Annotated in this window: 22 protein-coding genes and 1 tRNA gene; 16 read left to right on the top strand and 7 right to left on the bottom strand. The window is 62.1% G+C overall.

Annotation, left to right across the window (positions count from 1 at the left end):
* The first annotated feature begins 244 nt into the window (after nucleotides 1–244).
* Nucleotides 245–664, top strand: a complete 420-nt coding sequence (locus tag GOW72_RS07750) for an HIT family protein (RefSeq protein ID WP_170366417.1) — start codon at nucleotides 245–247, stop codon at nucleotides 662–664.
* Here GOW72_RS07750 and GOW72_RS07745 read toward each other — a convergent pair.
* Nucleotides 645–1,091: a MerR family transcriptional regulator gene (locus GOW72_RS07745; protein ID WP_170366415.1), complete on the bottom strand. Its 447-nt coding sequence runs from the start codon at nucleotides 1,089–1,091 to the stop codon at nucleotides 645–647. The two genes, GOW72_RS07750 and GOW72_RS07745, sit on opposite strands and share 20 nt — an antisense overlap.
* Nucleotides 1,092–1,168: 77 nt before the next feature.
* Between GOW72_RS07745 and GOW72_RS07740 the strand changes: the two genes are divergently transcribed.
* Nucleotides 1,169–2,122: a cation diffusion facilitator family transporter gene (locus GOW72_RS07740; RefSeq protein WP_170366413.1), complete on the top strand. Its 954-nt coding sequence runs from the start codon at nucleotides 1,169–1,171 to the stop codon at nucleotides 2,120–2,122.
* Nucleotides 2,123–2,436: 314 nt separating this feature from the next.
* Here the strand turns inward: GOW72_RS07740 and lipB are convergent, their stop codons facing one another.
* Nucleotides 2,437–3,093, bottom strand: coding sequence for a lipoyl(octanoyl) transferase LipB (lipB, locus tag GOW72_RS07735; RefSeq protein ID WP_093962478.1), 657 nt, complete (start codon nucleotides 3,091–3,093; stop codon nucleotides 2,437–2,439).
* A 39-nt stretch (nucleotides 3,094–3,132) separates the two neighbouring features.
* Complete coding sequence (locus GOW72_RS07730) at nucleotides 3,133–3,792, bottom strand: DsbA family oxidoreductase (RefSeq protein WP_170366769.1); 660 nt, start codon at nucleotides 3,790–3,792, stop codon at nucleotides 3,133–3,135.
* A gap of 142 nt (nucleotides 3,793–3,934) precedes the next feature.
* Here GOW72_RS07730 and GOW72_RS07725 point away from each other — a divergent pair.
* The 10 genes from GOW72_RS07725 (at nucleotide 3,935) to GOW72_RS07680 (ending at nucleotide 12,432) form a co-directional block, all read left to right on the top strand.
* Nucleotides 3,935–4,021 (top strand) — tRNA-Leu (locus GOW72_RS07725).
* A gap of 140 nt (nucleotides 4,022–4,161) precedes the next feature.
* Complete coding sequence (locus tag GOW72_RS07720; RefSeq protein WP_170366410.1) at nucleotides 4,162–5,007, top strand: arsenate reductase/protein-tyrosine-phosphatase family protein; 846 nt, start codon at nucleotides 4,162–4,164, stop codon at nucleotides 5,005–5,007.
* A complete protein-coding gene (locus tag GOW72_RS07715; RefSeq protein ID WP_170366408.1) occupies nucleotides 5,004–6,002 on the top strand; it encodes an ArsJ-associated glyceraldehyde-3-phosphate dehydrogenase in 999 nt (332 codons plus the stop codon). The genes GOW72_RS07720 and GOW72_RS07715 overlap by 4 nt, the downstream gene beginning before the upstream one ends.
* Nucleotides 5,999–7,276, top strand: a complete 1,278-nt coding sequence (arsJ, locus tag GOW72_RS07710) for an organoarsenical effux MFS transporter ArsJ (protein ID WP_170366406.1) — start codon at nucleotides 5,999–6,001, stop codon at nucleotides 7,274–7,276. The genes GOW72_RS07715 and arsJ overlap by 4 nt, the downstream gene beginning before the upstream one ends.
* On the top strand, nucleotides 7,273–8,316 hold the full coding sequence (gene arsB / locus GOW72_RS07705) for an ACR3 family arsenite efflux transporter (protein ID WP_170366404.1): 1,044 nt from the start codon (nucleotides 7,273–7,275) through the stop codon (nucleotides 8,314–8,316). Before arsJ ends, arsB begins: the two co-directional genes overlap by 4 nt.
* 108 nt (nucleotides 8,317–8,424) lie before the next feature.
* Nucleotides 8,425–9,462 (top strand): tRNA dihydrouridine(20/20a) synthase DusA, encoded by a 1,038-nt coding sequence (gene dusA / locus GOW72_RS07700; protein ID WP_170366402.1) that lies wholly within the window; start codon nucleotides 8,425–8,427, stop codon nucleotides 9,460–9,462.
* Nucleotides 9,463–9,495: 33 nt separating this feature from the next.
* Nucleotides 9,496–10,320, top strand: a complete 825-nt coding sequence (locus GOW72_RS07695; protein WP_170366400.1) for a sulfite exporter TauE/SafE family protein — start codon at nucleotides 9,496–9,498, stop codon at nucleotides 10,318–10,320.
* Complete coding sequence (locus tag GOW72_RS07690) at nucleotides 10,314–11,099, top strand: hypothetical protein (protein WP_170366398.1); 786 nt, start codon at nucleotides 10,314–10,316, stop codon at nucleotides 11,097–11,099. The genes GOW72_RS07695 and GOW72_RS07690 overlap by 7 nt, the downstream gene beginning before the upstream one ends.
* Nucleotides 11,100–11,132: 33 nt before the next feature.
* Nucleotides 11,133–11,861 carry a SpoIIAA family protein gene (locus tag GOW72_RS07685; protein ID WP_170363182.1) on the top strand — a complete coding sequence of 243 codons (729 nt, stop codon included), beginning with the start codon at nucleotides 11,133–11,135 and terminating at the stop codon, nucleotides 11,859–11,861.
* A gap of 352 nt (nucleotides 11,862–12,213) precedes the next feature.
* Nucleotides 12,214–12,432, top strand: a complete 219-nt coding sequence (locus GOW72_RS07680; protein ID WP_170337965.1) for a hypothetical protein — start codon at nucleotides 12,214–12,216, stop codon at nucleotides 12,430–12,432.
* Between the two features lie 3 nt (nucleotides 12,433–12,435).
* Here GOW72_RS07680 and GOW72_RS07675 read toward each other — a convergent pair whose 3' ends face one another.
* Genes GOW72_RS07675 through ccmI form a run of 3 tightly spaced genes read right to left on the bottom strand, consistent with a single transcriptional unit; the run spans nucleotide 12,436 to nucleotide 14,378 of the window.
* Complete coding sequence (locus GOW72_RS07675; RefSeq protein ID WP_170337967.1) at nucleotides 12,436–12,669, bottom strand: DUF1289 domain-containing protein; 234 nt, start codon at nucleotides 12,667–12,669, stop codon at nucleotides 12,436–12,438.
* A gap of 18 nt (nucleotides 12,670–12,687) precedes the next feature.
* Nucleotides 12,688–13,152 (bottom strand): Holliday junction resolvase RuvX, encoded by a 465-nt coding sequence (gene ruvX, locus GOW72_RS07670; RefSeq protein ID WP_170366396.1) that lies wholly within the window; start codon nucleotides 13,150–13,152, stop codon nucleotides 12,688–12,690.
* Nucleotides 13,149–14,378, bottom strand: coding sequence for a c-type cytochrome biogenesis protein CcmI (gene ccmI / locus GOW72_RS07665; RefSeq protein ID WP_170366394.1), 1,230 nt, complete (start codon nucleotides 14,376–14,378; stop codon nucleotides 13,149–13,151). The genes ruvX and ccmI overlap by 4 nt, the downstream gene beginning before the upstream one ends.
* Before the next feature lie 175 nt (nucleotides 14,379–14,553).
* Here ccmI and GOW72_RS07660 point away from each other — a divergent pair, with 175 nt between their 5' ends.
* Nucleotides 14,554–15,798: a sarcosine oxidase subunit beta family protein gene (locus GOW72_RS07660; RefSeq protein ID WP_170366392.1), complete on the top strand. Its 1,245-nt coding sequence runs from the start codon at nucleotides 14,554–14,556 to the stop codon at nucleotides 15,796–15,798.
* A gap of 2 nt (nucleotides 15,799–15,800) precedes the next feature.
* Here GOW72_RS07660 and GOW72_RS07655 read toward each other — a convergent pair whose 3' ends face one another.
* Nucleotides 15,801–15,962 carry a hypothetical protein gene (locus GOW72_RS07655; protein WP_170366390.1) on the bottom strand — a complete coding sequence of 54 codons (162 nt, stop codon included), beginning with the start codon at nucleotides 15,960–15,962 and terminating at the stop codon, nucleotides 15,801–15,803.
* Nucleotides 15,963–16,012: 50 nt separating this feature from the next.
* Here GOW72_RS07655 and GOW72_RS07650 point away from each other — a divergent pair, with 50 nt between their 5' ends.
* The 3 genes from GOW72_RS07650 (at nucleotide 16,013) to GOW72_RS07640 (ending at nucleotide 19,983) form a co-directional block, all read left to right on the top strand.
* A complete protein-coding gene (locus tag GOW72_RS07650) occupies nucleotides 16,013–16,342 on the top strand; it encodes a sarcosine oxidase subunit delta (RefSeq protein ID WP_170366388.1) in 330 nt (109 codons plus the stop codon).
* 67 nt (nucleotides 16,343–16,409) lie between these two features.
* A complete protein-coding gene (locus tag GOW72_RS07645) occupies nucleotides 16,410–19,424 on the top strand; it encodes a sarcosine oxidase subunit alpha family protein (protein WP_170366386.1) in 3,015 nt (1,004 codons plus the stop codon).
* Nucleotides 19,417–19,983 (top strand): sarcosine oxidase subunit gamma, encoded by a 567-nt coding sequence (locus tag GOW72_RS07640; protein WP_170366384.1) that lies wholly within the window; start codon nucleotides 19,417–19,419, stop codon nucleotides 19,981–19,983. Before GOW72_RS07645 ends, GOW72_RS07640 begins: the two co-directional genes overlap by 8 nt.
* Nucleotides 19,984–19,996 lie beyond the last annotated feature (13 nt).

Raw genomic sequence — 19,996 nt, 5'->3', positions numbered from 1 at the left:
GCGCGGGATTCCTGCTGGTTTTAGAATGCAAGGGGGCGGCCTTCAATGGCCGAGTTTGATCTGGATCAAGATTAATTGTCGCGGGGCAGGAGGTCACCCACGCGATATCGGCCTTGGATGACCGGTATCTGGGGATGATCGGGCGAATTGCAAGGACAGGGGCTGTCCAAGGGCGGAATCACGCCTTGACCCGCTGCTGGCTTGGCCGCAGAACAACACGCAGCCCCTTTGTCGGAGACCCACCATGACCGCTTATGATCCCGAAAACATCTTTGCCAAGATCCTGCGGGGCGAGATCCCCTCGACCCGCGTCTACGAGGATGCGGACACGCTGGCTTTCATGGATATCATGCCGCGTGCGGACGGGCACCTTCTGGTGATCCCGAAAACGCCTTGCCGCAACGTGCTGGATGCCACACCCGAGCAACTGGCCGCAGTCATGACCACGGTTCAGAAACTGGCGCGTGCGGTCATGCGCGCCTTTGACGCCGAAGGGGTGACCATCCAGCAGTTCAACGAGGCGGCCGGAGGGCAGGAGGTGTTTCACCTGCATTTCCATGTCCTGCCCCGGCACGAGGGCGTCTCTCTGCGCCCGCCCGGAAAGATGGGCGATTTCGACGAGATCGCCAAACACGCCGAGCGCATCAGGGCTGCGCTGGCGTGACGGGTGGGGGCGCCTGATGCGTCCCTGAACAGGCATCGTGATCCCCAAACGCCTGCAAGACTGAGCAGACGTGGTCGTGCTGCCCGTCGCAGGCGGCCGCGATCCGGGCAAGCTCGGTCTCGAGCCGGCGCAGCTTTGCAATCCGATCCTGCAGGTCCGCCAGTTGCCGCTCGGCGATTTCGTGTGCCCGGTTCAGATCGGCGCCCTGGGCGCCTTCCAATGACAGCAGGGCCTCGACATCGGCCAATGGCAGTCCGAGATCGCGCGTGTGTTTGACAAAGTGCAGCCGCTCGAGCGCGGCGCGGTCATAACGCCTTTGGTTGCCGGCGGTCCGTTCCGGCGGTTGCAGCAGGCCCCTTTCTTCGTAAAACCGGATCGTGGCGACTTTGACGCCTGTGCGCCGGGACAAATCCCCGATCGAGAACATTTTCTGCAATCCCCCTTGAACCTCTAGTCACTAGAGGAATTAGGTATGGACCATGACCCAGACAAGGACACGACATCATGGCGCATGATCATTCCCACGCCGGACACAAACACCACGCCCAAATCGACGCCGATGCCGGAGACGCGCGGGTGGCATGGGCCATCGCGGTCAATATGTTTTTGACGCTGGCACAGGTGGTCGGCGGGATCTTTTCGGGGTCGCTGGCGCTCATCGCTGACGCTCTGCACAATTTTTCCGACGCGATTGCACTGATCATCGCGTTCTTTGCCCGCAAGATCGCGCGACGCCCAGCCGACCCGCGCATGAGCTTCGGATACGGTCGGGTCGAAGTGGTCGCGGCGCTGGTCAACTATACCACACTGATCGTCATCGCCGTGTACCTGATGTACGAAGGTGTGACCCGGTTCTTTCAGCCCGAGCCGATTGACGGCTGGCTTGTGGTCTGGATAGCCATGCTGGCGTTGGTGGTGGATCTGATCACCGCGCTTTTGACCTATAGCATGGCCAAAACCAGCATGAATATCCGCGCGGCTTTTATCCACAACGTTGCTGACGCGCTGGGATCGGTTGCAGTGATCGTGGCCGGGGTGGCTGTGATCCTATTCAACTGGACCTGGGTCGACCCGGCCGTCACCATTCTGATTTCGCTCTACATCCTGTGGCATGTCCAGAGCGAGATCGGAGAAACGATCCGGGTTCTCATGCTTGGCGCGCCGCCCGATCTGGACCCCGAGGAGGTCGCCTCGGCCATTGAGGCAATGGACGGCGTGCGCGAAGTTCACCATGTCCACTTGTGGAGCATGCAGGAAAACCAGCCCGCTCTTACCGCGCATCTGGTGGTCGAAGACTGGGCCTGGTCGCAGGCTGAAGAGGTGCGCGGTCTGGTAAAACAGGCAATGCGCGACAGTTTTGGGATCGGCCACCTGACGCTTGAGGTGGAAATGGCTGGTCGGGCCTGCCCACAGACCATGCGGTTCGGCCATGCCACGAACCAATCAGGCGAAAACTGAGGCCCCAAAAACGAGAATTGCCGTTCCGATATGGGGTCGGAACGGCAGACTCGTAACCAAACACTTGATCGATTTTCGCGGGCTGGCCGCGATCACCGGTTAACATACCACTCACTCTTGAACGGTATATTCATGATACCTCAAACTGCGGCTGTTGTGTGGAAGGAAGAAGGAGATTCCCTAAATTTTAAGGCAATTCGCGGCAATCTTCGGAAATTTGCGACCGGATTGAGAAACAGAAGAACCCTGCATCGAGGATTGTCGTTCCGCAGGGTCAGATTCTGCGATTCGAGAACATGGTCGATGCGAGGGGGTCAGGCCGCCTCGGGGCCAAAAGCCTCAGTAAAGGTTTTGCGCAGCGCCACATCGACATCGGCCATTGTCACCGGCAATCCCAGATCCACCAACGAGGTCACGCCGAACTCCCGGATGCCGCAGGGAACGATGCCCGAAAAATGCTCCAGGTCCGGTTCCACGTTTATCGAGATGCCGTGGAAGCTGATCCATTTCCGCAAGCGGATGCCGATCGCAGCGATCTTGTCCTCGGCCGGTTCGCCACTGACGGTCAGCGGCTTGTCCTTGCGCGGCACCCACACACCGACACGGCCTTCGCGGATTTCTCCGTGGACGTTGAACTCGGCCAGTGCCGAGATCACCCAGGTTTCCAGCTGTTTGACAAAGCGGCGGACATCATGGCCGCGCTTTCCGACATCCAGCATGACATAGACGACCCGCTGGCCAGGTCCGTGATAGGTGTATTCGCCCCCGCGCTTGCTGGCATAGACCGGGAATCGATCCGGGTCGGTCAGGTCTTGGGGTTTGGCTGATGTTCCGGCCGTATAGAGCGGCGGATGCTCCAAGAACCAGATGCACTCGTCCGCGGTTCCGGCCGCAATCTCGGCCACCCGCGCCTCCATGAAGGCGACGGCGGTGTCATAGTCGGTCAGTCCGTCGGTGATCTTCCATTCCATGCGCGCCTCATAGCCGTCCTGCTGTCCAAGCGAAAGAGGTTAGGCGGCCTCGGCCCGGCATCGCTGCAGGACCTGAGCGTAGGTCTCGGTGCCCTGCGCACCCGCCAGCAGGTACTTGCCGCCAAAAACCATTGCCGGAACTCCGGTGATGCCTCGGCTGGTCCAGAATTGTTGCTTTTGCCTTACCGGGCCTGCATGCGCGCCCGATTCCAATGCCGCGCGGGCGGCGTCTGGGTCGAGGCCGGCGGTCTGAGCGGCATCCAGCAATACCTCAACTTTCGAAACATCCCGCTGATCTGTGAAATAGGCCTTGAACAAGGCCAGCTTCAGAGGGTGTTGCCTGCCTTGCGTTTCGGCCCAGTCCAGAAGTTGATGTGCAGTGAAGGTGTTCACTATGCGGCTGTCGTCATTGAAATTGAACGTGAAACCCAAATCCGCACCCAGCGCGGTCAGCCGGTCTCGGGCTTGCTGGCTCTGCTCGGCGGTCGAGCCGTACTTCTCCATGATGTGCTCTCGCAGGTTCTGGCCATCTGGCCCCATTGCGGGGTTCAACTCGAACGGGTGCCACCGGAGCTGCGCCAGCACGTTCTCCTGCTCCAGCGCCAGATCAAGCTGGCGAAACCCGACGATGCACCACGGGCATACGACATCGGATACGATGTCGACTTGGATGACGGGGCGGGGATCGGGTGTGGTCATCGGATGCTCCTGCTGCGATGTGGCATCGGGTTTCATGACCCCACAGATATGGTTGCAGGCCGGGAATTCCAATGCGGTTGCTTTTGCCTCTTCACATCCTTTTGCCAAGCGTCTATACGCCGCCTACCAAGTCACAGGCAGTGCGGCCGTGGCGGAATTGGTAGACGCGCAGCGTTGAGGTCGCTGTGGGGTAACACCCGTGGAAGTTCGAGTCTTCTCGGCCGCACCATTTACTCCATTGTCAATTCACCTGTCGTTTCGTTTTGGGCGAGGGGCAGCTTTGTGGCCAATCGCGAAATCTTGCCTGCGGTTTCAACGCGCCAAAAAACGGGCACTTGATTTCACCATTAATTCGAATATCCATGAATAATGGAAAAAGTGATTCCCGACCGCCTGTCCACCTTGGGTCATCCGGCTCGGTTGGCCGTTTTCCGGCTGTTGATGCGCCGGTATCCCGATCGCATACCCGCGACCGAGATTGCCATGGCGTTGGACCTCAAGCCGAATACGCTCTCCAACTACGTAAACGCGCTGATGCAGGCCGGCCTTGTGACGCAGGAAAGGGTCGGGACGTCCTTGCGCTACTCGGTGGATATGGACGCCGCGCGGCAGACGTTCGATTACCTTCTGCTGGATTGCTGCCGTGGGCGTCCGGAACTCTGCGCGCCCAGTCCACTCAACGGCGTTGACGCGCATGCGGCCAAGGCCCCGCGTACCTACAACGTGTTGTTCATATGCACCGGGAATTCCGCGCGCTCGATTTTCGCCGAGGCCCTGTTGAAGCAGCTTGGCGGCGACCGGTTCAACGTGTTTTCCGCCGGTACCCGTCCGCAATCCCAATTGAACCCAGCGGCGCTTGAGGTGCTGCGGCAGAATGGGCACGACATCTCGGAACTGCGCGCCAAGAATGTGGGCGAGTTCCAAGCCCCGGGCGCGCCGAAGTTCGATTTCGTGTTCACCGTATGCAATCAGGCTGCGAACGAAGATTGCCCCGCCTGGCCCGGGCAGCCGGTCAGCGCGCATTGGGGTATGCCCGATCCGGTGAAGGCCGAGGGGACAGAGGCCCAAAAAAGCCTTGCCTTCCAGCAGGCCTACGGCGCGTTGCGCAACCGGATCCTGACCTTTTCGTCGCTGCCGTTCGAAACCCTTGACCGCATGTCCCTTCAGAAGGCCGTGGATGACATCGGCCAGATCCATACCGGAGAAACCGCATGACCGTTTATGCTCTCAACGGCCTTGGCCGCATCGGCAAGCTGGTCTTGAAACCCCTGCTTGAGAAAGGGGCGCAGATCGCCTGGATCAATGATGCGGTTGGGGACCCCGCGATGCACGCGCATCTGCTGGAGTTCGACACCGTGCATGGCCGCTGGGCCGCCGATTTCAGTCATGATGAAAACTCGGTCACCATCGACGGCGTGCGGTTGCCCTTCATCGGAACCCGCAACCTGTCGGATCTGCCGCTTGAGGGCGTCGACGTCGTAATCGACTGCACCGGGGTCTTCAAGACCGAGGCAAAGCTGGCCCCTTACTTTGACGCCGGTGTGAAGAAGGTGGTGGTCTCGGCTCCGGTAAAGGATGGTGATGCGGCCAATATCGTCTTTGGCGTGAACGAAGGCACTTATGACCCGGCGCGCCACCGCATCGTGACCGCGGCCAGCTGCACCACGAATTGCCTGGCCCCGGTGGTCAAGGTCATCCACGAGAGCCTGGGCATCCGGCACGGCTCGATCACCACGATTCATGACGTGACCAACACGCAGACGATCGTGGACCGTCCGGCCAAGGACCTGCGCCGTGCCCGGTCGGCGCTGAATTCGCTGATCCCCACGACCACTGGCAGTGCCACGGCGATCACCCTGATCTATCCCGAACTGAAGGGGCGGCTGAACGGGCATGCGGTGCGGGTGCCGCTGCTGAATGCCTCGCTGACCGATTGCGTGTTCGAGGTTGAGCGCGAAACCACGGCCGAAGAGGTGAACGCCCTGTTCAAGGCCGCGGCCGAAGGGCCTCTGGCCGGCATTCTGGGCTATGAGGAGCGTCCGCTGGTCTCGACCGACTATACCAATGACACCCGGTCCAGCATCGTGGATGCACCGTCGACCATGGTGGTGAATGGAACGCAGGTAAAGGTCTATGCCTGGTACGACAACGAGATGGGCTATGCGCACCGTCTGGTGGATGTCGCGATGATGGTCGGGGCATCGCTTTGACCAGCGCTTCCCAACGTCCGGACGGGCTGTCGGCCTATATCTCCGTCACGGCAGCCTATTGGGCCTTCATGCTGACCGACGGCGCCCTGCGGATGCTGGTGCTGCTGCATTTTCACACGCTGGGCTTTTCGCCGGTTCAGCTGGCCTATCTGTTCGTGCTGTACGAGATCGCCGGGATGGCCACCAACTTGGCCGCCGGGTGGATCGCCGCGCGGTTCGGTCTGACCGCGACCCTGTACGCGGGGCTGACGATACAGGTGCTGGCCTTGCTGGCGCTAGCGCAGTTGGATCCGGGCTGGACCATCGGTATGTCCGTCGCCTTCGTGATGGTCGTGCAGGGTGCCAGCGGCGTGGCCAAGGACCTGACCAAGATGTCGTCGAAATCGGCGGTCAAGCTGTTGGCCCCCACCGAAGGTGGCGGGTTGTTCCGCTGGGTCGCGGTGCTGACCGGGTCGAAGAACGCGGTCAAAGGGGTGGGCTTCCTGCTGGGAGCGGCCTTGTTGGCCGGGTTCGGCTTCACGGGTGCCGTGGTGGGCATGGCGGGGGTCTTGTTCCTGATCCTGGTGGCGGTGCTGCTGGCGATGCCGCCGGGGCTGCCCAAGGGCCGCAAGGGCGCTAAATTTTCCGAGGTCTTTTCGAAATCGGCCAATGTGAACTGGCTGTCCGCGGCGCGGGTCTTCCTGTTCGGGGCGCGCGACGTCTGGTTCGTCGTCGGCATCCCGATCTATTTCTACGCCGTGCTGTCGGATGGCAGCGAAGCCGGCAACCGCTCGGCCTTTTTTCTGGTCGGCGGGTTCATGGCCTTGTGGATCATTCTGTACGGCATTGTTCAGGCTGCCGCCCCGCGTCTGCTGCGGGCAGGGGCGCGGGATGAGGCCGATCTGGTCGCAGCAGCGCGCAGCTGGGCCTGGGGGCTGGCCTGCGTGCCGGCCGTCCTGACGGTGGCTGCGCTGATGTCCTCTGGGCCCGCGCCGTGGCTGACGCTGACGCTGGTGGGTGGACTGCTGGCCTTTGGCGCGGTCTTTGCGGTGAATTCCTCGCTGCATTCCTATCTGATCCTGGCCTTCACCCGGGCCGAGCGGGTGACGATGGATGTGGGCTTCTACTACATGGCCAATGCGGGCGGGCGGCTGTTGGGTACGCTGCTGTCCGGCCTGACCTATCAATGGGGCGGGTTGCCCTTGATGCTCGGGACGGCGGCCGCCATGGTCGCGCTTTCCGCCTTGGCTGCGGGGCGCTTGCAGCCCCACACAACTTCGGAGATCTCTGCATGAGCGTATTTGAACGGTATCTGTCCCTGTGGATCGCGCTGGCAATGGCCGCCGGGATCGCCATCGGCTCATTCGCGCCGGGTTTGGTCCAGGCCATCGCGGCGGCCGAGGTGGCCAATGTCAACCTGGTGGTGGCGGTGCTGATCTGGGCCATGGTCTATCCGATGATGGTGGGGGTGGACCCAAGCAGCCTGCGCGACGTGGTAAAACAGCCCAAGGGGCTGGCGATCACGCTGGTGGTCAACTGGCTGATCAAACCCTTTACCATGGCGGCGCTGGGCGTGCTGTTCTTCGAATACGTCTTCGCCGACCTGATCGCGCCCGCCGATGCCCAGCAATATATCGCGGGGCTGATCCTGCTGGGTGCGGCGCCCTGCACGGCAATGGTGTTCGTCTGGTCGCATCTGACCAAGGGGGACGAGAACTATACCCTGCTGCAGGTGTCGGTGAATGACATCGTCATGGTCTTTGCCTTCGCCCCGATCGTGGCCTTCCTGCTGGGTGTGACCGACATTTCGGTTCCGTGGCAGACGCTGGTCCTGTCGGTTGTCCTGTTCGTGGCGCTGCCCCTGGCGGCAGGTGTCTGGACGCGCAACCGGCTGGGCTCGGCCGAGCGGATCGAGGCGTTCCGCGACCGGACCAAACCATGGGGCGTTGTTGGCCTGATCGCGACCGTCGTCATCCTGTTCGGCCTGCAGGGGCAGGTGATCCTGGACCGCCCGATGGTTATAGCGCTGATCGCCGTGCCGATCCTGATCCAGTCCTACGGGATCTTTGCGGTGGCTTATGCGGCAGCTTTTGCCCTGCGCGTACCTCACCGGATCGCAGCGCCCTGCGCACTGATCGGCACGTCGAACTTCTTTGAACTGGCGGTGGCCGTCGCCATCAGCCTGTTCGGCCTGAATTCGGGGGCGGCTCTGGCCACGGTGGTGGGTGTTCTGGTCGAGGTGCCGGTGATGCTGTCGCTGGTGGCTTTCGCCAACCGGACGCGCGGCAGTTTTGCCGAGCGCTCGGAACAATCTCCAAAGGACGTCCGGGCCTAGCAATCCGACGGTGGAAATCCGGCGTCAAACAGTGGTAGACGCCTAGCGCGGACCCGGCCTGGCCGGGCGCCGCACTTTTGTCTGGGCCACAAGAAGGAACGTGCACTGATGGCGGGGTCTCAATCTCGGGCACTTGCTGATCGCAGCGAAGCCACTCGCGCTGCGCGCTTGTCGGTTGCGCCGATGATGGATTGGACCGATCGGCACTGTCGGTATCTGCACCGTTTGCTCAGTGCTGAAACGCTTTTGTACACGGAAATGGTGACGGCCCCTGCTCTGGTACGGGGTGGCGCGCTGCATCTTCTGGACCATAGCCCCGAAGAACATCCCGTTGCTCTGCAATTGGGTGGTTCTGACCCGCGGGAGCTGGCTCAGGCGGCCGCATTGGGGGCTGAGGCCGGATATGACGAGATCAACCTGAACTGCGGCTGCCCGTCGGATCGGGTTCAATCAGGAACGTTTGGAGCCGTCTTGATGAAAGAGGCGGGCCGGGTCGCCGATTGCGTGGCCTCCATGCGGGAAGTTGTTGATGTCGATGTCACGGTCAAATGTCGGATCGGCGTGGATGACCAAAACCCCGAGGACGTATTGCCCGACTTTCTGGATCGGATTCGCGCTGCCGGCTGTTGGCGCGTGACGATCCACGCCCGCAAGGCTTGGCTTCAGGGGCTTAGCCCGAAAGAAAACAGGGACATACCGCCGCTGGACTACGATCTGGTTCACCGGATGAAAGCCGGTTTTCCGGATCTCCACATCTCGATCAACGGAGGCATCACGACACTGGCCGAAGCCCAGGTGCATCTGGACGCCGGACTGGACGGAGTGATGATCGGCCGGGCTGCTTATCATCAGCCGACCGATATTCTGGCCGATGCCGACCCGCTGATCTACGGGTCGGGGCAAAAGGCGGATCCGGTTGAAGTCGTGATGAAAATGCTGCCCTATATCGATCGGCATCTTGCCGGCGGGGGGCGGTTGCACCAGATCACCCGACATATGCTGGGATTGTTCACAGGACGCCCGGGCGCTCGTGGTTGGAGGCGTGCTTTGTCCGAAGGCGCGGTCAAAGACCATGCCGGACCCGACGTGGTTCTGGGCGCGCTGTCCCGCGTGGCACCGGATGCCGAGGCGGCGCAGGTAATTTAAGACGGCTCAAGGGCCGGGGACCAAGGGGGACGGATGCCCGATACGATGTTGCTGGCCCAGATGCTGGGCCTTTTGCTTGTGATCGGCGCGCTGGCCGGTGTTTTGGCTGGCCTTTTGGGAGTCGGTGGCGGGATTGTTCTGGTGCCGGCCTTTTTCTACGCGTTTCAAACGCTGGGATATGGTGGCCCGCAGCTGATGCAGCTGTGTCTTGCGACGTCACTGGCCACGATCATCGTGACTTCGGTTCGTTCGGTGCTGAGTCACAACAAGAAAGGCGCCGTCGATTGGGATATTCTACGCGGTTGGGGTCCGGGTATCGCTGTCGGTGCCATTGTTGGCGTACTGGTCGCCTCGGCCTTGCGCACCGAAGCGTTGCAGGCGCTGTTCGGTATCCTTGGGATGGTGATTGGCGCCTATCTGGGACTTGGCAAGTCCGAATGGCGATTGGGTGATGCCATGCCCGGCGGGCTGAAGCGGTTGGTGATTTCGCCTTTGGTCGGGTTTCTGTCGGTGCTGATGGGCATTGGCGGTGGCAGCTTTGGGGTGCCGCTGATGAGCCTCTACAACACACCGATCCATCGGGCCGTTGCGACCGCCGCGGGCTTTGGCGTGATCATCGCCGTACCCTCGGTACTGGGCTTTCTGTTTCTGCCGATCGCAGCTGAACATCGTCCGCCGCTGACCATCGGCGCCGTCAATCTTGTGGCCTTTGGTGTGGTTATTGCGATGACGATGATCACCGCGCCCTGGGGGGTGAAACTGGCCCATGCGATGGACCCCAAGCCGCTCAAACGGGTGTTTGCCGTGTTCCTCACGCTGGTGGCGCTGAATATGCTGCGCAAGGCAGTGGGGTGGTAAGGTCTTTCCGGTCGCGGGGTTGGGAAGTATTCCCCTACGACCAGCCCATAGCAGACTGGGTGGCCCACGCCCTACCACTGGCGCAGCAGGCCGCCAGTGACCCAGCCCACCGGCAGTGGTTGGATTGCGAAGGCACCTGGTTCATCGGCGTCGATGCTCTGCCCAATGACGGGGCAGGGTGTGTCGGCGCCTCAGCCCCGTTGAGCGGGCAGGCTGTCGCGTTTCTGGTTGAACACTATGGTTCGATCGAATTGCACAAGGGGCAGGTCTCGGTCGTCTATCCCGGCTATCCGCGCCCGCGCAGGGGCGAAAACGAGGCGGCGGCCCGATACCGGGCCAAGCGCGACGCGGCGCATGTGGATGGCCTGAAACCCGGCGGCCCGGACCGTCGGCGCAAGATCGACGAACCTCACGCATGGGTCCTGGGTATTCCACTGACACAGGCGAGCGCAGATGCCGCGCCTTTGGTCGTTTGGGATGGCAGCCACAAGATCATGGGCGCGGCATTCCGGGCTGCGTTGGCCGGTGTTCCTCGCGCTCAGTGGGCGCAGACCGATATCACCGAGGCCTATCAGGCGGCTCGCCGCGAAGTGTTCGAAACCTGCCCGCGTATCGAAGTGTCGGCCTCGCCCGGCGAAACCTACGTGTTGCATCGCCATTGTCTGCATGGGGTCGCGCCTTGGGGGGCGGGGGCAACGGCGGGGCCGGACGGACGGATGATTGCCTATTTCCGGCCCGAGCTGCCGGGCGGTGTGGCCGAATGGATCGAATCCCCGTAACCTTCTGCCATTCTTTGGCTTTGGAGGCTCAAAATGATTACGGTCCACAAGAATTCCGACGGCGCATTGATCGAAATCGAATTGTCCGGCGAAGTAACAAGCGCCGATTACACAAACACTCTGGTTCCCGCAATCGAGGCTGCGCTGGCGGAACATGACGCCGTCCGCCTGCTGGTTATCGTCGGCCCCGAGTTCAAAGGCTATGATCTGGGCGCTGCTTGGGAAGATACCAAGCTGGGCCTAAGCCATTGGCGCGGGTTCGATCGCGCCGCGGTCGTCGCAGACAAGGGCTGGGTCCAGACCAGCGTGCGCCTGGCTGCGCCGCTGATGCCCTGTCCGGTGCAGGTGTTCGAGCTGGCCGAGCTGGAAGAAGCGCGCCGCTGGATCCGTGAATCCCTGGGCGCGATCCACATTGTGGATTTGGGCGGGCCATGCGTGCAGGTCAGCCTTATGGGTAAGCTGGACCCCGAAGAATACGAAAAGGCCGAAGCCGATTTGGATGCCATCCTGGGTGACAGGGATGCGTTCCGGTTGCTGATCGATCTGAGGGAGTTCGATGGCTGGCAAGGGCTGACCGCTCTGGCCGCGCATTTCCGTCTGGCCCGCGGTCACGTGGGAATGCTGGATCGGGCAGCCATCGTCGGCGACAAGGCATGGCAGAACATCGCACAGCGCGTGGGTGGCCACATTCTGGGTACACGTACCCAGTTTTTTCCGTCCGAAGAGATTGAAAACGCCAAAGCGTGGCTGGCTGCCGGATGACGGTGGCGCGCGGCCCGAATGATTGGGCCGCGCTGCGCGTCCGGGGGTAAATCCTGGATTGACACCTGACGCTGTCGCGGGCCGGTCCAACTTGTTACGTTACGTCCTTTTCGCCCAGCCGCGGGGCGCGAAAGCATTGTAACTGTTGAGTCTCTCCGGCTAATTTGTCTAATTGGTAAAAAAATTGAAGCGCGACGGCAGGTTTTCCCCCTTTCTCAAAAGCCTGACTCCGGTATGCGCAAATCGTCGCTGCGGGCCGCCACTCACTCACGCATAGTCATACGGCTCGATCCCCCTTTTCCCGAGCTCTCGACCGGCCCGCAGCGACGCAGATTTATTCAGGAAGGCTCGTATGCGGCTGATCAAGTTTTTGAAAAGAAAATCCATGACCAGTGCGGCTGTCGAAGTTGATTTCCACGATTCTACTCTTCGACGCGCGCAGACCAGCAAGTCGGAAATCACCCGTTTGTTCCGCAGTGAATTGAAGGCCGGGAAACGGTCCGGTGTGAAGACATGCGCAGACACTGCGAAAGATGAAAAAGACGGTCGGAAGACCGACAAAGCCCTTTGAAAGTCAGGATTTGTCCAGACGGGCCGCGCGACCACCCCGTCTCTTGGCCAAGCGAGGCTTGCGGGCAGGCAGGTCATTCATGATTTCGGCGCGTTCCGAGCTGTCCATTTTCGACCAGCGCGTGATTTCATCGATGGTGCGATAGCAGCCGGTGCAGATACGCTCGGTCGGATGCACGACGCAGATCTGGACACAGGGGCTTTCGACCTCGTTCCTTTTCCAAATCATGTTCGTCATCGCCGGTCTCCGGGCTCGTTAGAGAAAGCGCAGCCTGTCCAGCGCTCCTTGCAGGATATAACCCGCCGCGACGTGGTCGATAACCTGTCCGCGACGTTTTCGTGTCGTATCCGCCTCCAAAAGTGCCTTTTCTGCCGCAACTGTGCTCAGACGCTCGTCCCAGAACCCGATCGGGATGTCGGTCAGTTCGGACAAGTTGCGGGCAAACGCGCGGGTTGATTGGCACCTTGGACCCTCGGATCCGTCCATATTCATGGGCAGGCCAAGAACGATCCCTCCGATCTCGCGGTCGGCAGCGATTTCCAGCAGGCGGGCAGAGTCCAGCTTGAATTTCTTGCGGCGCACGGTCTCAAGTGGGCTGGCCACACCGCGCATGCGGTCGGAAACAGCCACGCCGATCGTCTTTTCGCCCAGGTCCAGACCCATCAGCGCCTGCATCGGGGGCAGTGCGGCTGCGAAATCCTCGAACACGTCCAGGATCATTGCGACAGGCCGGCCTGCTGCGCGGCCGAGTTGATCAGTTCAAGCGCGGCAGGGTCTTCGGCAAACTTGGTCGCGGCTTCATCGCGGATCGCGGCGGCCTGCTCGGTTTCTCCCAGCACCCCAAGCGCCGAGATCAGTCGAGCCCATTCCTGCGGAGAACCACCTTCGGTCGCCAGCCGGTCCGACAAGCCGTCAACCATGCCACGGATCATCTCTTGACGCTCCTCGGGCGTCATTTCCGCCGCGGCTTCCATATCCGACTGGCTGGGGCCCGGACCTGCCGGAGCATCTGCCATTTCGGGCGCGTTGAACACGCCGGCGCGCCAGGCAAGTTCGTCGATCTGGGCGCGAATGGCGTTGGCCCAAGGCGCCCCCGGTGGCGACGTGCGCAGCGTGTCCATCCAGACGCGATAGGCCTGGTCCGGCCGTCCGATCTGCAGCAGCATCTGTCCCCAGTAATAGCGCGCCGGTCCCGATTGCGGGTCGCGTTCCAGTGCCTGACGCAAGGCCGCTTCGGCTTCGGGCGAGACATAGCCCCCTGCCGCCAGGATCAGCATTTCTGCCAGGTTAGAATAGGCGTCCGCCGGGGCCTCATTCCCCATCAACTCGATTGCACGGCGCTGGGCTTCATAACCGGCCTGAAAATTGCCCGCGTTGGTTTCGTGCTGCGCCAATAGAATGTGACCCTGAAGATCGTCCGGTCGGTCGGCCACGGTCGTGCGCAGCTGGTTCAGAAGGTTGGCATAGCTGTCTTCAAGCTGAGGCGCTTCGACGGGCGGGGCCATCTGCTCGGCCTCTTCCTGGCCGGGTCTGTTCTCACGCAGTTCGGCGGCCATCTCCATGCGCGCTGAAAGCGGCTGATCAGGGTATCCGGCAGCGCCCAGTTGGCGGTACAAAGCAAACGCTCCGCCGATCAGAACCAGGGCAACGAACCCGATGGCGGCCAACCGAACAGTGGTCGACGGCCCGGTCGTCGCGTCACCGGTACGGATTTGCGCGTCGGCGGCCAGGATACGGCGCGAAATCTCGGTCCGAACCCGCTCGGCGTCGGCTTTGGCGATCACTCCGCGGGCCAGATCGCGATCAACGCTGGCCAGCTGTTCCTTGTAGACCCGCAAATCGTAGGCAGCCGGATGTTCCTGTCGCCGGCGGGTTCGGGTCAGGCCAAAGGCCAGGAATGCGGTGATCGACAGCGCAAAGAGCAGAAGCAGAACCCAGAATGTCATGATCTCTCCGGAATTGTTGCCCTCACTTAGACCTGCGCGCGCCCGGAAAAAAGGGACAAATGGCCGCGAATGGCCTACATGTCGCAATAGTGCGATATTGCGGCGCTGTACGGCAGGGGTAATCTGTCGCCGCACGGCATATCTTCGGCCAATCACGAACCGGACGGATTCGCTCATGAAACACTATTCAGCCTTTGCCGTAGCGCGAGAGGCGCTGCGCTATCACACCGGATGGGAGCGCGCCTGGCGTTCGCCAGAACCCAAGAAACGGTATGACGTGATCATCGTCGGTGCCGGCGGGCACGGTTTGGCGACGGCATATTATCTGGGCAAGAATTACGGTATCCAGAACGTCGCAGTGATCGAAAAAGGCTGGCTGGGCGGCGGCAATACCGGGCGGAACACGACCATCATCCGCTCGAACTATCTGCAGGACCCGTCGGCGGCGATCTACGAAAAATCCCGCGGCCTGTACGAGGATCTGAGCCAGGATCTGAACTACAACGTGATGTTCAGCCCGCGCGGCGTGATGATGCTGGCGCAAACCCAGCACGAGGTGCGCGGCTATCAGCGTACGGCGCATGCCAACGCGCTGCAGGGGGTCAAGACCGAATGGATCGAGCCCGAGCGCGTAAAGCAGCTGGTCCCGATCATCAACATCGACGGCCCGCGCTATCCGGTCCTTGGCGCGCTGTGGCAAGAGCGCGGAGGTACCGCACGCCACGATGCGGTGGCCTGGGGTTATGCGCGTGCCTGTTCGAATATGGGTATGGACATCATCCAGCAGTGTGAGGTTACGGGCGTCCGGTCTGAAAACGGTCGCGTCACAGGGGTCGAGACGACCAAGGGCGCCATCGAATGTGACAAGCTGGGCATCGTGGTCGCGGGCCATTCGGGCCAACTTGCCGAGATGGCGGGCTTCCGTCTTCCGGTCGAGGCGCTGGCCCTGCAGGCGCTGGTGTCCGAGCCGATCAAACCCTGCATGGACGTGGTGGTGATGGCCAACACCGTGCACGGCTACATGTCGCAATCCGACAAGGGCGAAATGGTGATCGGCGGCGGCACTGACGGGTTCAACAACTTCACCCAGCGCGGTTCGTTCCATCATATCGAAGAAACCGTCCGCGCCCTGGTCGAGACCTTCCCGATGATCTCGCGCCTCAAGATGCTGCGCCAGTGGGGTGGCATCGTGGACATGACCGGCGACCGCTCGCCCATCCTGTCCAAGACGCCGCTGGGTGGTTGCTTCATCAATTGCGGTTGGGGCACCGGCGGGTTCAAGGCCATCCCGGGTTCGGGCTGGGGCATGGCGCAGCTGATGGCCACCGGACATTCCCCGCTGACCGAGGCGTTCTCGCTGGACCGGTTCAAAGAGGGCCGCTTCATCGACGAAAGCGTCGCCGCCGGGGTCGCGCACTGATGTCAGTCGCCCCAATGTGCTCCGTGAATGGTCTCAGAACTTTTCGGGCTGTCGGATTTTGGCTTGATGGCCTTCTTTTCCTCAGACCGGAAAATGAAAAACGCGATCAGCCCAATGACGGCAAGCGTGCCTACAACGGTCAGAATTATCGTCAAAATATCCATACCCTAGACTTGGGCGTGTGGTCGAAAGATTTCAAGCAAGGAGTAGCCACATGCTGATCCTGAAATGCCCCTATTGCGGCGTCGACGCCGAAGAGACCGAACTGACCGCCGGTGGCGAAGCGCATCTGAAACGCTTCGGTCCCGGGGCGTCGGACGACGATTTCCATGACTATCTGTTCATGCGCGAAAACCCCAAGGGCGTGCATTTCGAACGCTGGCGCCACAGCAACGGCTGTGGCAAGTGGTTCCATGCCGCGCGCTGCACCGCCACGCTCGAGGTGTTCGGCACCTATTCGGCCCAGGTCACCGAGCCGCCGAAGGAGATCCGCGATGCGATTTCGGCCAAACGGCCGGGTTGGACGTGGAGAGAGTTCTCCTGATGCTTCGTCTTCTCATGAATACATCTGCCGGAGGCCTTGGTGCCTCCACCTGCGAAAGGTCCGCAACATGAGCACCCGTCTCGCAAATCAAGGTCGCCTGATCGACAGGTCGAAACCGGTCACGTTTTCATTCAACGGTACTTCGATGCAGGGCTATCAGGGCGATACGCTGGCCTCGGCCCTGTTGGCCAACGATCAGATGATGGTCGGCCGGTCGTTCAAATACCACCGTCCGCGCGGCGTCGTGGCCAGCGGCGCCGAGGAGCCCAACGCACTGGTGGGGCTGGGGCAGGGCAACCGGTTCGAGCCGAACCAGCGCGCCACTACGACCGAGCTGTTCAACGGCCTGACCGCGATCTCGCAGAACCACTGGCCCAGCCTGGAATACGACATCGGTGCGGTGAACACGGCGCTGGCGCGGTTCCTGCCGGCGGGTTTCTACTACAAGACGTTCATCCACCCCAAGCCGTTCTGGAAACATGTGTACGAGCCGTTCATCCGCCAGTCCGCCGGTCTGGGCAAGGCGCCCGACAAGGACAGCCGCGACGCGGATACCTATGAACACTTCTATGCCTTCACCGACGTATTGGTGATCGGCGGCGGTGTTGCGGGCCTGCAGGCGGCCAAGGCCGCGGCGCAATCGGGCGCCAAGGTCATGCTGATCGAACAGACCGCCCATTGGGGTGGTCGCGCGCCTGTCGACGGCGGCACCGTCAACGACGAGCCTGTGGATAAGTTCGTGGAACAATTGGTTTCCGAACTCGAAACAATGGACAACGTCACCCTGCGGTCGCGCTGCATGGGGGCCGGGGTCTATGACCACGGATACGTGCTGGGATACGAGCGTCTGACAGACCACAAACCCGGTACACAAGGTCCGCGCCACCGCCTGTGGCGCATCCGCGCCAAACAGGTCGTCACGGCCACCGGCGCGATCGAGCGCCCGCTGTCTTTCGCCGGAAATGACGTGCCGGGGGTGATGCTGGCCTCGGCCATGCGCGACTATGTCGTGAACTGGGGCGTGACCCCGGGCGAGCGCGTGATCGTCGCCACCAACAATGACGACGCCTACCGCACCGCGATCATCCTGAAACAGGCGGGCGTGGATGTGCTGCGCGTCGTCGATGCCCGCCCCTCGGCCGGGCCGCTGGCGGACGAGGCGCGCAGCCTCGGCATCCGGGTCGATCCCGGCAAGGCGATCGCCAAGGTCAAGGGCGTCAAGCGGGTCAAGAAGGTCGCGATCTGTAACCAGGAAGGCATCGGCGGCGCTCGCGAAGAGGTCGAATGTGATGCGGTCGCCATGTCGGGCGGCTGGTCTCCGGTGGTGCACCTGTGGTCCCATTGCGGTGGCAAGCTGATCTGGGACGAGGCCAACGCCCATTTCCGCCCCGACCCCGACCGTCCGCCGCTGGGCGCGAATGGCGAAGGCTTTGTCGTGGCCGCAGGCTCGACAAGCGGGCCGCTGGCGCTGGGCGAGGTTCTGGCCGACGCCCACGCCGCAGGCAAGGCCGCGGCCAAGGCCGCCGGGTTCAAGCCGAAGAACACCAAGGCACCGCAGGGCGAGGCCGAGACCGAAGCGCCCATGCAGGCCGTCTGGCTGATGCCAGCCAAGGCCGAAGTGCAGCTGCGCATGAAGTCGTGGCTGGACTTCCAGAACGACGTGAAGGTCTCGGATGTGCAACTGGCCGCGCGCGAAGGCTATGAAAGCGTCGAGCACACCAAGCGATATACCACGCTGGGCATGGCGACGGATCAGGGTAAGCTGAGCAATATCAACGGCCTGGCGATCCTTGCTGATGCGCTGGAATCCGAGATTCCCAAGGTCGGCACCACCACGTTCCGCCCGCCTTATACGCCCATCTCGATGGGAGCCATCGCGGGCGAGGCGCGCGGCGAGGTGTTCCAGCCGATCCGCCGCACGCCCATGCATGACTGGCATGACCGGAATGGTGCCGATTGGGAGCCGGTGGGCCACTGGCGTCGCCCTTACGCCTATGTCCGAGCCGGGGAATCCGTGCATGACGCGGTGAACCGCGAGGTCAAGAACACCCGTGAAAACCTCGGGCTGTTGGATGCCTCGACCCTGGGCAAGCTGATCGTCAAGGGCCCGGACTCGGGCAAGTTTCTGGACATGATGTACACCAACATGATGTCCACGCTGAAGGTCGGCAAATGCCGCTATGGCCTGATGTGCTCGGAAAACGGCTTCCTGATCGACGACGGCGTCGTGGCCCGCATCGACGAGGACACCTGGCTGTGCCACACCACCACCGGCGGGGCTGAGCGCATCCATGCCCACATGGAGGAATGGCTGCAGACCGAGTGGTGGGACTGGAAGGTCTATGTCGCCAACGTGACCGAACAATACGCCCAGGTCGCCGTGGTCGGCCCCAATGCCCGCAAGGTGCTGGAGAAGCTCGGCGGCATGGATGTCAGCCGCGAGGCGCTGCCCTTCATGGAGTGGCGCGACGGCCAGATCGGCGGCTTTGATTGCCGCGCCTACCGCATCTCGTTCTCGGGCGAGCTGTCCTATGAAATCGCGGTGCCTGCCAGCCAGGGTCAGGCCTTCTGGGATGCCCTGATGGAGGCCGGTAAAGAGTTCGGCGTGAAGCCTTATGGCACGGAATGTCTTCACATTCTGCGGGCCGAGAAGGGCTTCATCATGATCGGGGACGAGACCGACGGCACCGTGATCCCGCAGGACCTGGGGCTGCACTGGGCGATCTCGAAAAAGAAAGAGGATTTCCTGGGCAAGCGCGCGCAGGAACGGTCGCACATGACCGACCCGGATCGCTGGAAACTGGTGGGTCTGGAAACTGTGGATGGTTCCGTTCTGCCCGACGGCGCCTATGCGGTGGGCGAAGGCGTGAATGCCAACGGCCAGCGCAACGTGATCGGGCGCGTGACCTCGACCTACTACTCCTCCAACCTGAGCCGGGGCATCGCCATGGGGCTGGTCAAAAACGGGCCGAACCGCATGGGAGAGGTGATCGAATTCCCGGGCACCGACGACAAAATCTACAAGGCCAAGATCGTGGACCCTGTGTTCTACGACAAGGACGGGGAGAAGCAGAATGTCTGAACCCATCAGCGCACTGAACCACGCCAGCTTTGACGGCATCGCCCGGATCGAGGAATGCGGCTTGCAGGGGATGATCACCCTGCGCGGCGATCTGTCCGACAAGCTGGTGACCAAGGCGGTCAAGGATGCCACCGGCCAGAAGATGCCCGGCCAGCGCGAGGCTTTCGTCAATGGCGAGACCGGCGTCTGCTGGATGTCGCCGGACGAGCTGCTGGTGCTGGTTCCTTACGCCGAGGTCGAGGCCAAACTGGCCGCCATGCAGGACGCGCTGAGCGGTGTGCATGCATTGGCGGTCAATGTCTCGGACGCGCGGGCGGTGTTTCGGGTCTCGGGGCCGACCGCGCGTGAGGTGCTGGGCAAGGTTGCGCCCGTCGATTTCTCGTCCGATGTCTTCCAGCCCGGTCAGATCCGGCGCACGCGCCTGGCGCAGGTTGCGGGGGCGTTCTGGATGGACGACGCGGAATCCTTTCGCGTGGTGTGCTTCCGATCGGTGGCGGATTACGTGTTCAAGCTGTTGAAGGTTGCGGCGCAGCCCGGCAGCGAGGTCGGATACTACTGAACCCGACTCCACC

Origin of the sequence: Ruegeria arenilitoris (assembly GCF_013032855.1) — a bacterium.
Classification (GTDB): Bacteria; Pseudomonadota; Alphaproteobacteria; order Rhodobacterales; family Rhodobacteraceae; genus Ruegeria; species Ruegeria arenilitoris.
Note: the sequence above shows the minus strand (reverse complement) of the source record. Positions and strands in the feature narration are given on the sequence as shown.

Excerpts from the sequence above, each read along its gene's own strand:
- GOW72_RS07750 (WP_170366417.1), top strand. The coding sequence starts at position 245 with ATGACCGCTTATGATCCCGAAAACATCTTTGCCAAGATCCTGCGGGGC.
- GOW72_RS07745 (WP_170366415.1), bottom strand. The coding sequence starts at position 1,091 with ATGTTCTCGATCGGGGATTTGTCCCGGCGCACAGGCGTCAAAGTCGCC.
- GOW72_RS07740 (WP_170366413.1), top strand. The coding sequence starts at position 1,169 with ATGGCGCATGATCATTCCCACGCCGGACACAAACACCACGCCCAAATC.
- lipB (WP_093962478.1), bottom strand. The coding sequence starts at position 3,093 with ATGGAATGGAAGATCACCGACGGACTGACCGACTATGACACCGCCGTC.
- GOW72_RS07730 (WP_170366769.1), bottom strand. The coding sequence starts at position 3,792 with ATGACCACACCCGATCCCCGCCCCGTCATCCAAGTCGACATCGTATCC.
- GOW72_RS07720 (WP_170366410.1), top strand. The coding sequence starts at position 4,162 with ATGGAAAAAGTGATTCCCGACCGCCTGTCCACCTTGGGTCATCCGGCT.
- GOW72_RS07715 (WP_170366408.1), top strand. The coding sequence starts at position 5,004 with ATGACCGTTTATGCTCTCAACGGCCTTGGCCGCATCGGCAAGCTGGTC.
- arsB (WP_170366404.1), top strand. The coding sequence starts at position 7,273 with ATGAGCGTATTTGAACGGTATCTGTCCCTGTGGATCGCGCTGGCAATG.
- dusA (WP_170366402.1), top strand. The coding sequence starts at position 8,425 with ATGGCGGGGTCTCAATCTCGGGCACTTGCTGATCGCAGCGAAGCCACT.
- GOW72_RS07695 (WP_170366400.1), top strand. The coding sequence starts at position 9,496 with ATGCCCGATACGATGTTGCTGGCCCAGATGCTGGGCCTTTTGCTTGTG.
- GOW72_RS07685 (WP_170363182.1), top strand. The coding sequence starts at position 11,133 with ATGATTACGGTCCACAAGAATTCCGACGGCGCATTGATCGAAATCGAA.
- GOW72_RS07680 (WP_170337965.1), top strand. The coding sequence starts at position 12,214 with ATGCGGCTGATCAAGTTTTTGAAAAGAAAATCCATGACCAGTGCGGCT.
- GOW72_RS07675 (WP_170337967.1), bottom strand. The coding sequence starts at position 12,669 with ATGACGAACATGATTTGGAAAAGGAACGAGGTCGAAAGCCCCTGTGTC.
- ruvX (WP_170366396.1), bottom strand. The coding sequence starts at position 13,152 with ATGATCCTGGACGTGTTCGAGGATTTCGCAGCCGCACTGCCCCCGATG.
- ccmI (WP_170366394.1), bottom strand. The coding sequence starts at position 14,378 with ATGACATTCTGGGTTCTGCTTCTGCTCTTTGCGCTGTCGATCACCGCA.
- GOW72_RS07660 (WP_170366392.1), top strand. The coding sequence starts at position 14,554 with ATGAAACACTATTCAGCCTTTGCCGTAGCGCGAGAGGCGCTGCGCTAT.
- GOW72_RS07655 (WP_170366390.1), bottom strand. The coding sequence starts at position 15,962 with ATGGATATTTTGACGATAATTCTGACCGTTGTAGGCACGCTTGCCGTC.
- GOW72_RS07650 (WP_170366388.1), top strand. The coding sequence starts at position 16,013 with ATGCTGATCCTGAAATGCCCCTATTGCGGCGTCGACGCCGAAGAGACC.
- GOW72_RS07645 (WP_170366386.1), top strand. The coding sequence starts at position 16,410 with ATGAGCACCCGTCTCGCAAATCAAGGTCGCCTGATCGACAGGTCGAAA.
- GOW72_RS07640 (WP_170366384.1), top strand. The coding sequence starts at position 19,417 with ATGTCTGAACCCATCAGCGCACTGAACCACGCCAGCTTTGACGGCATC.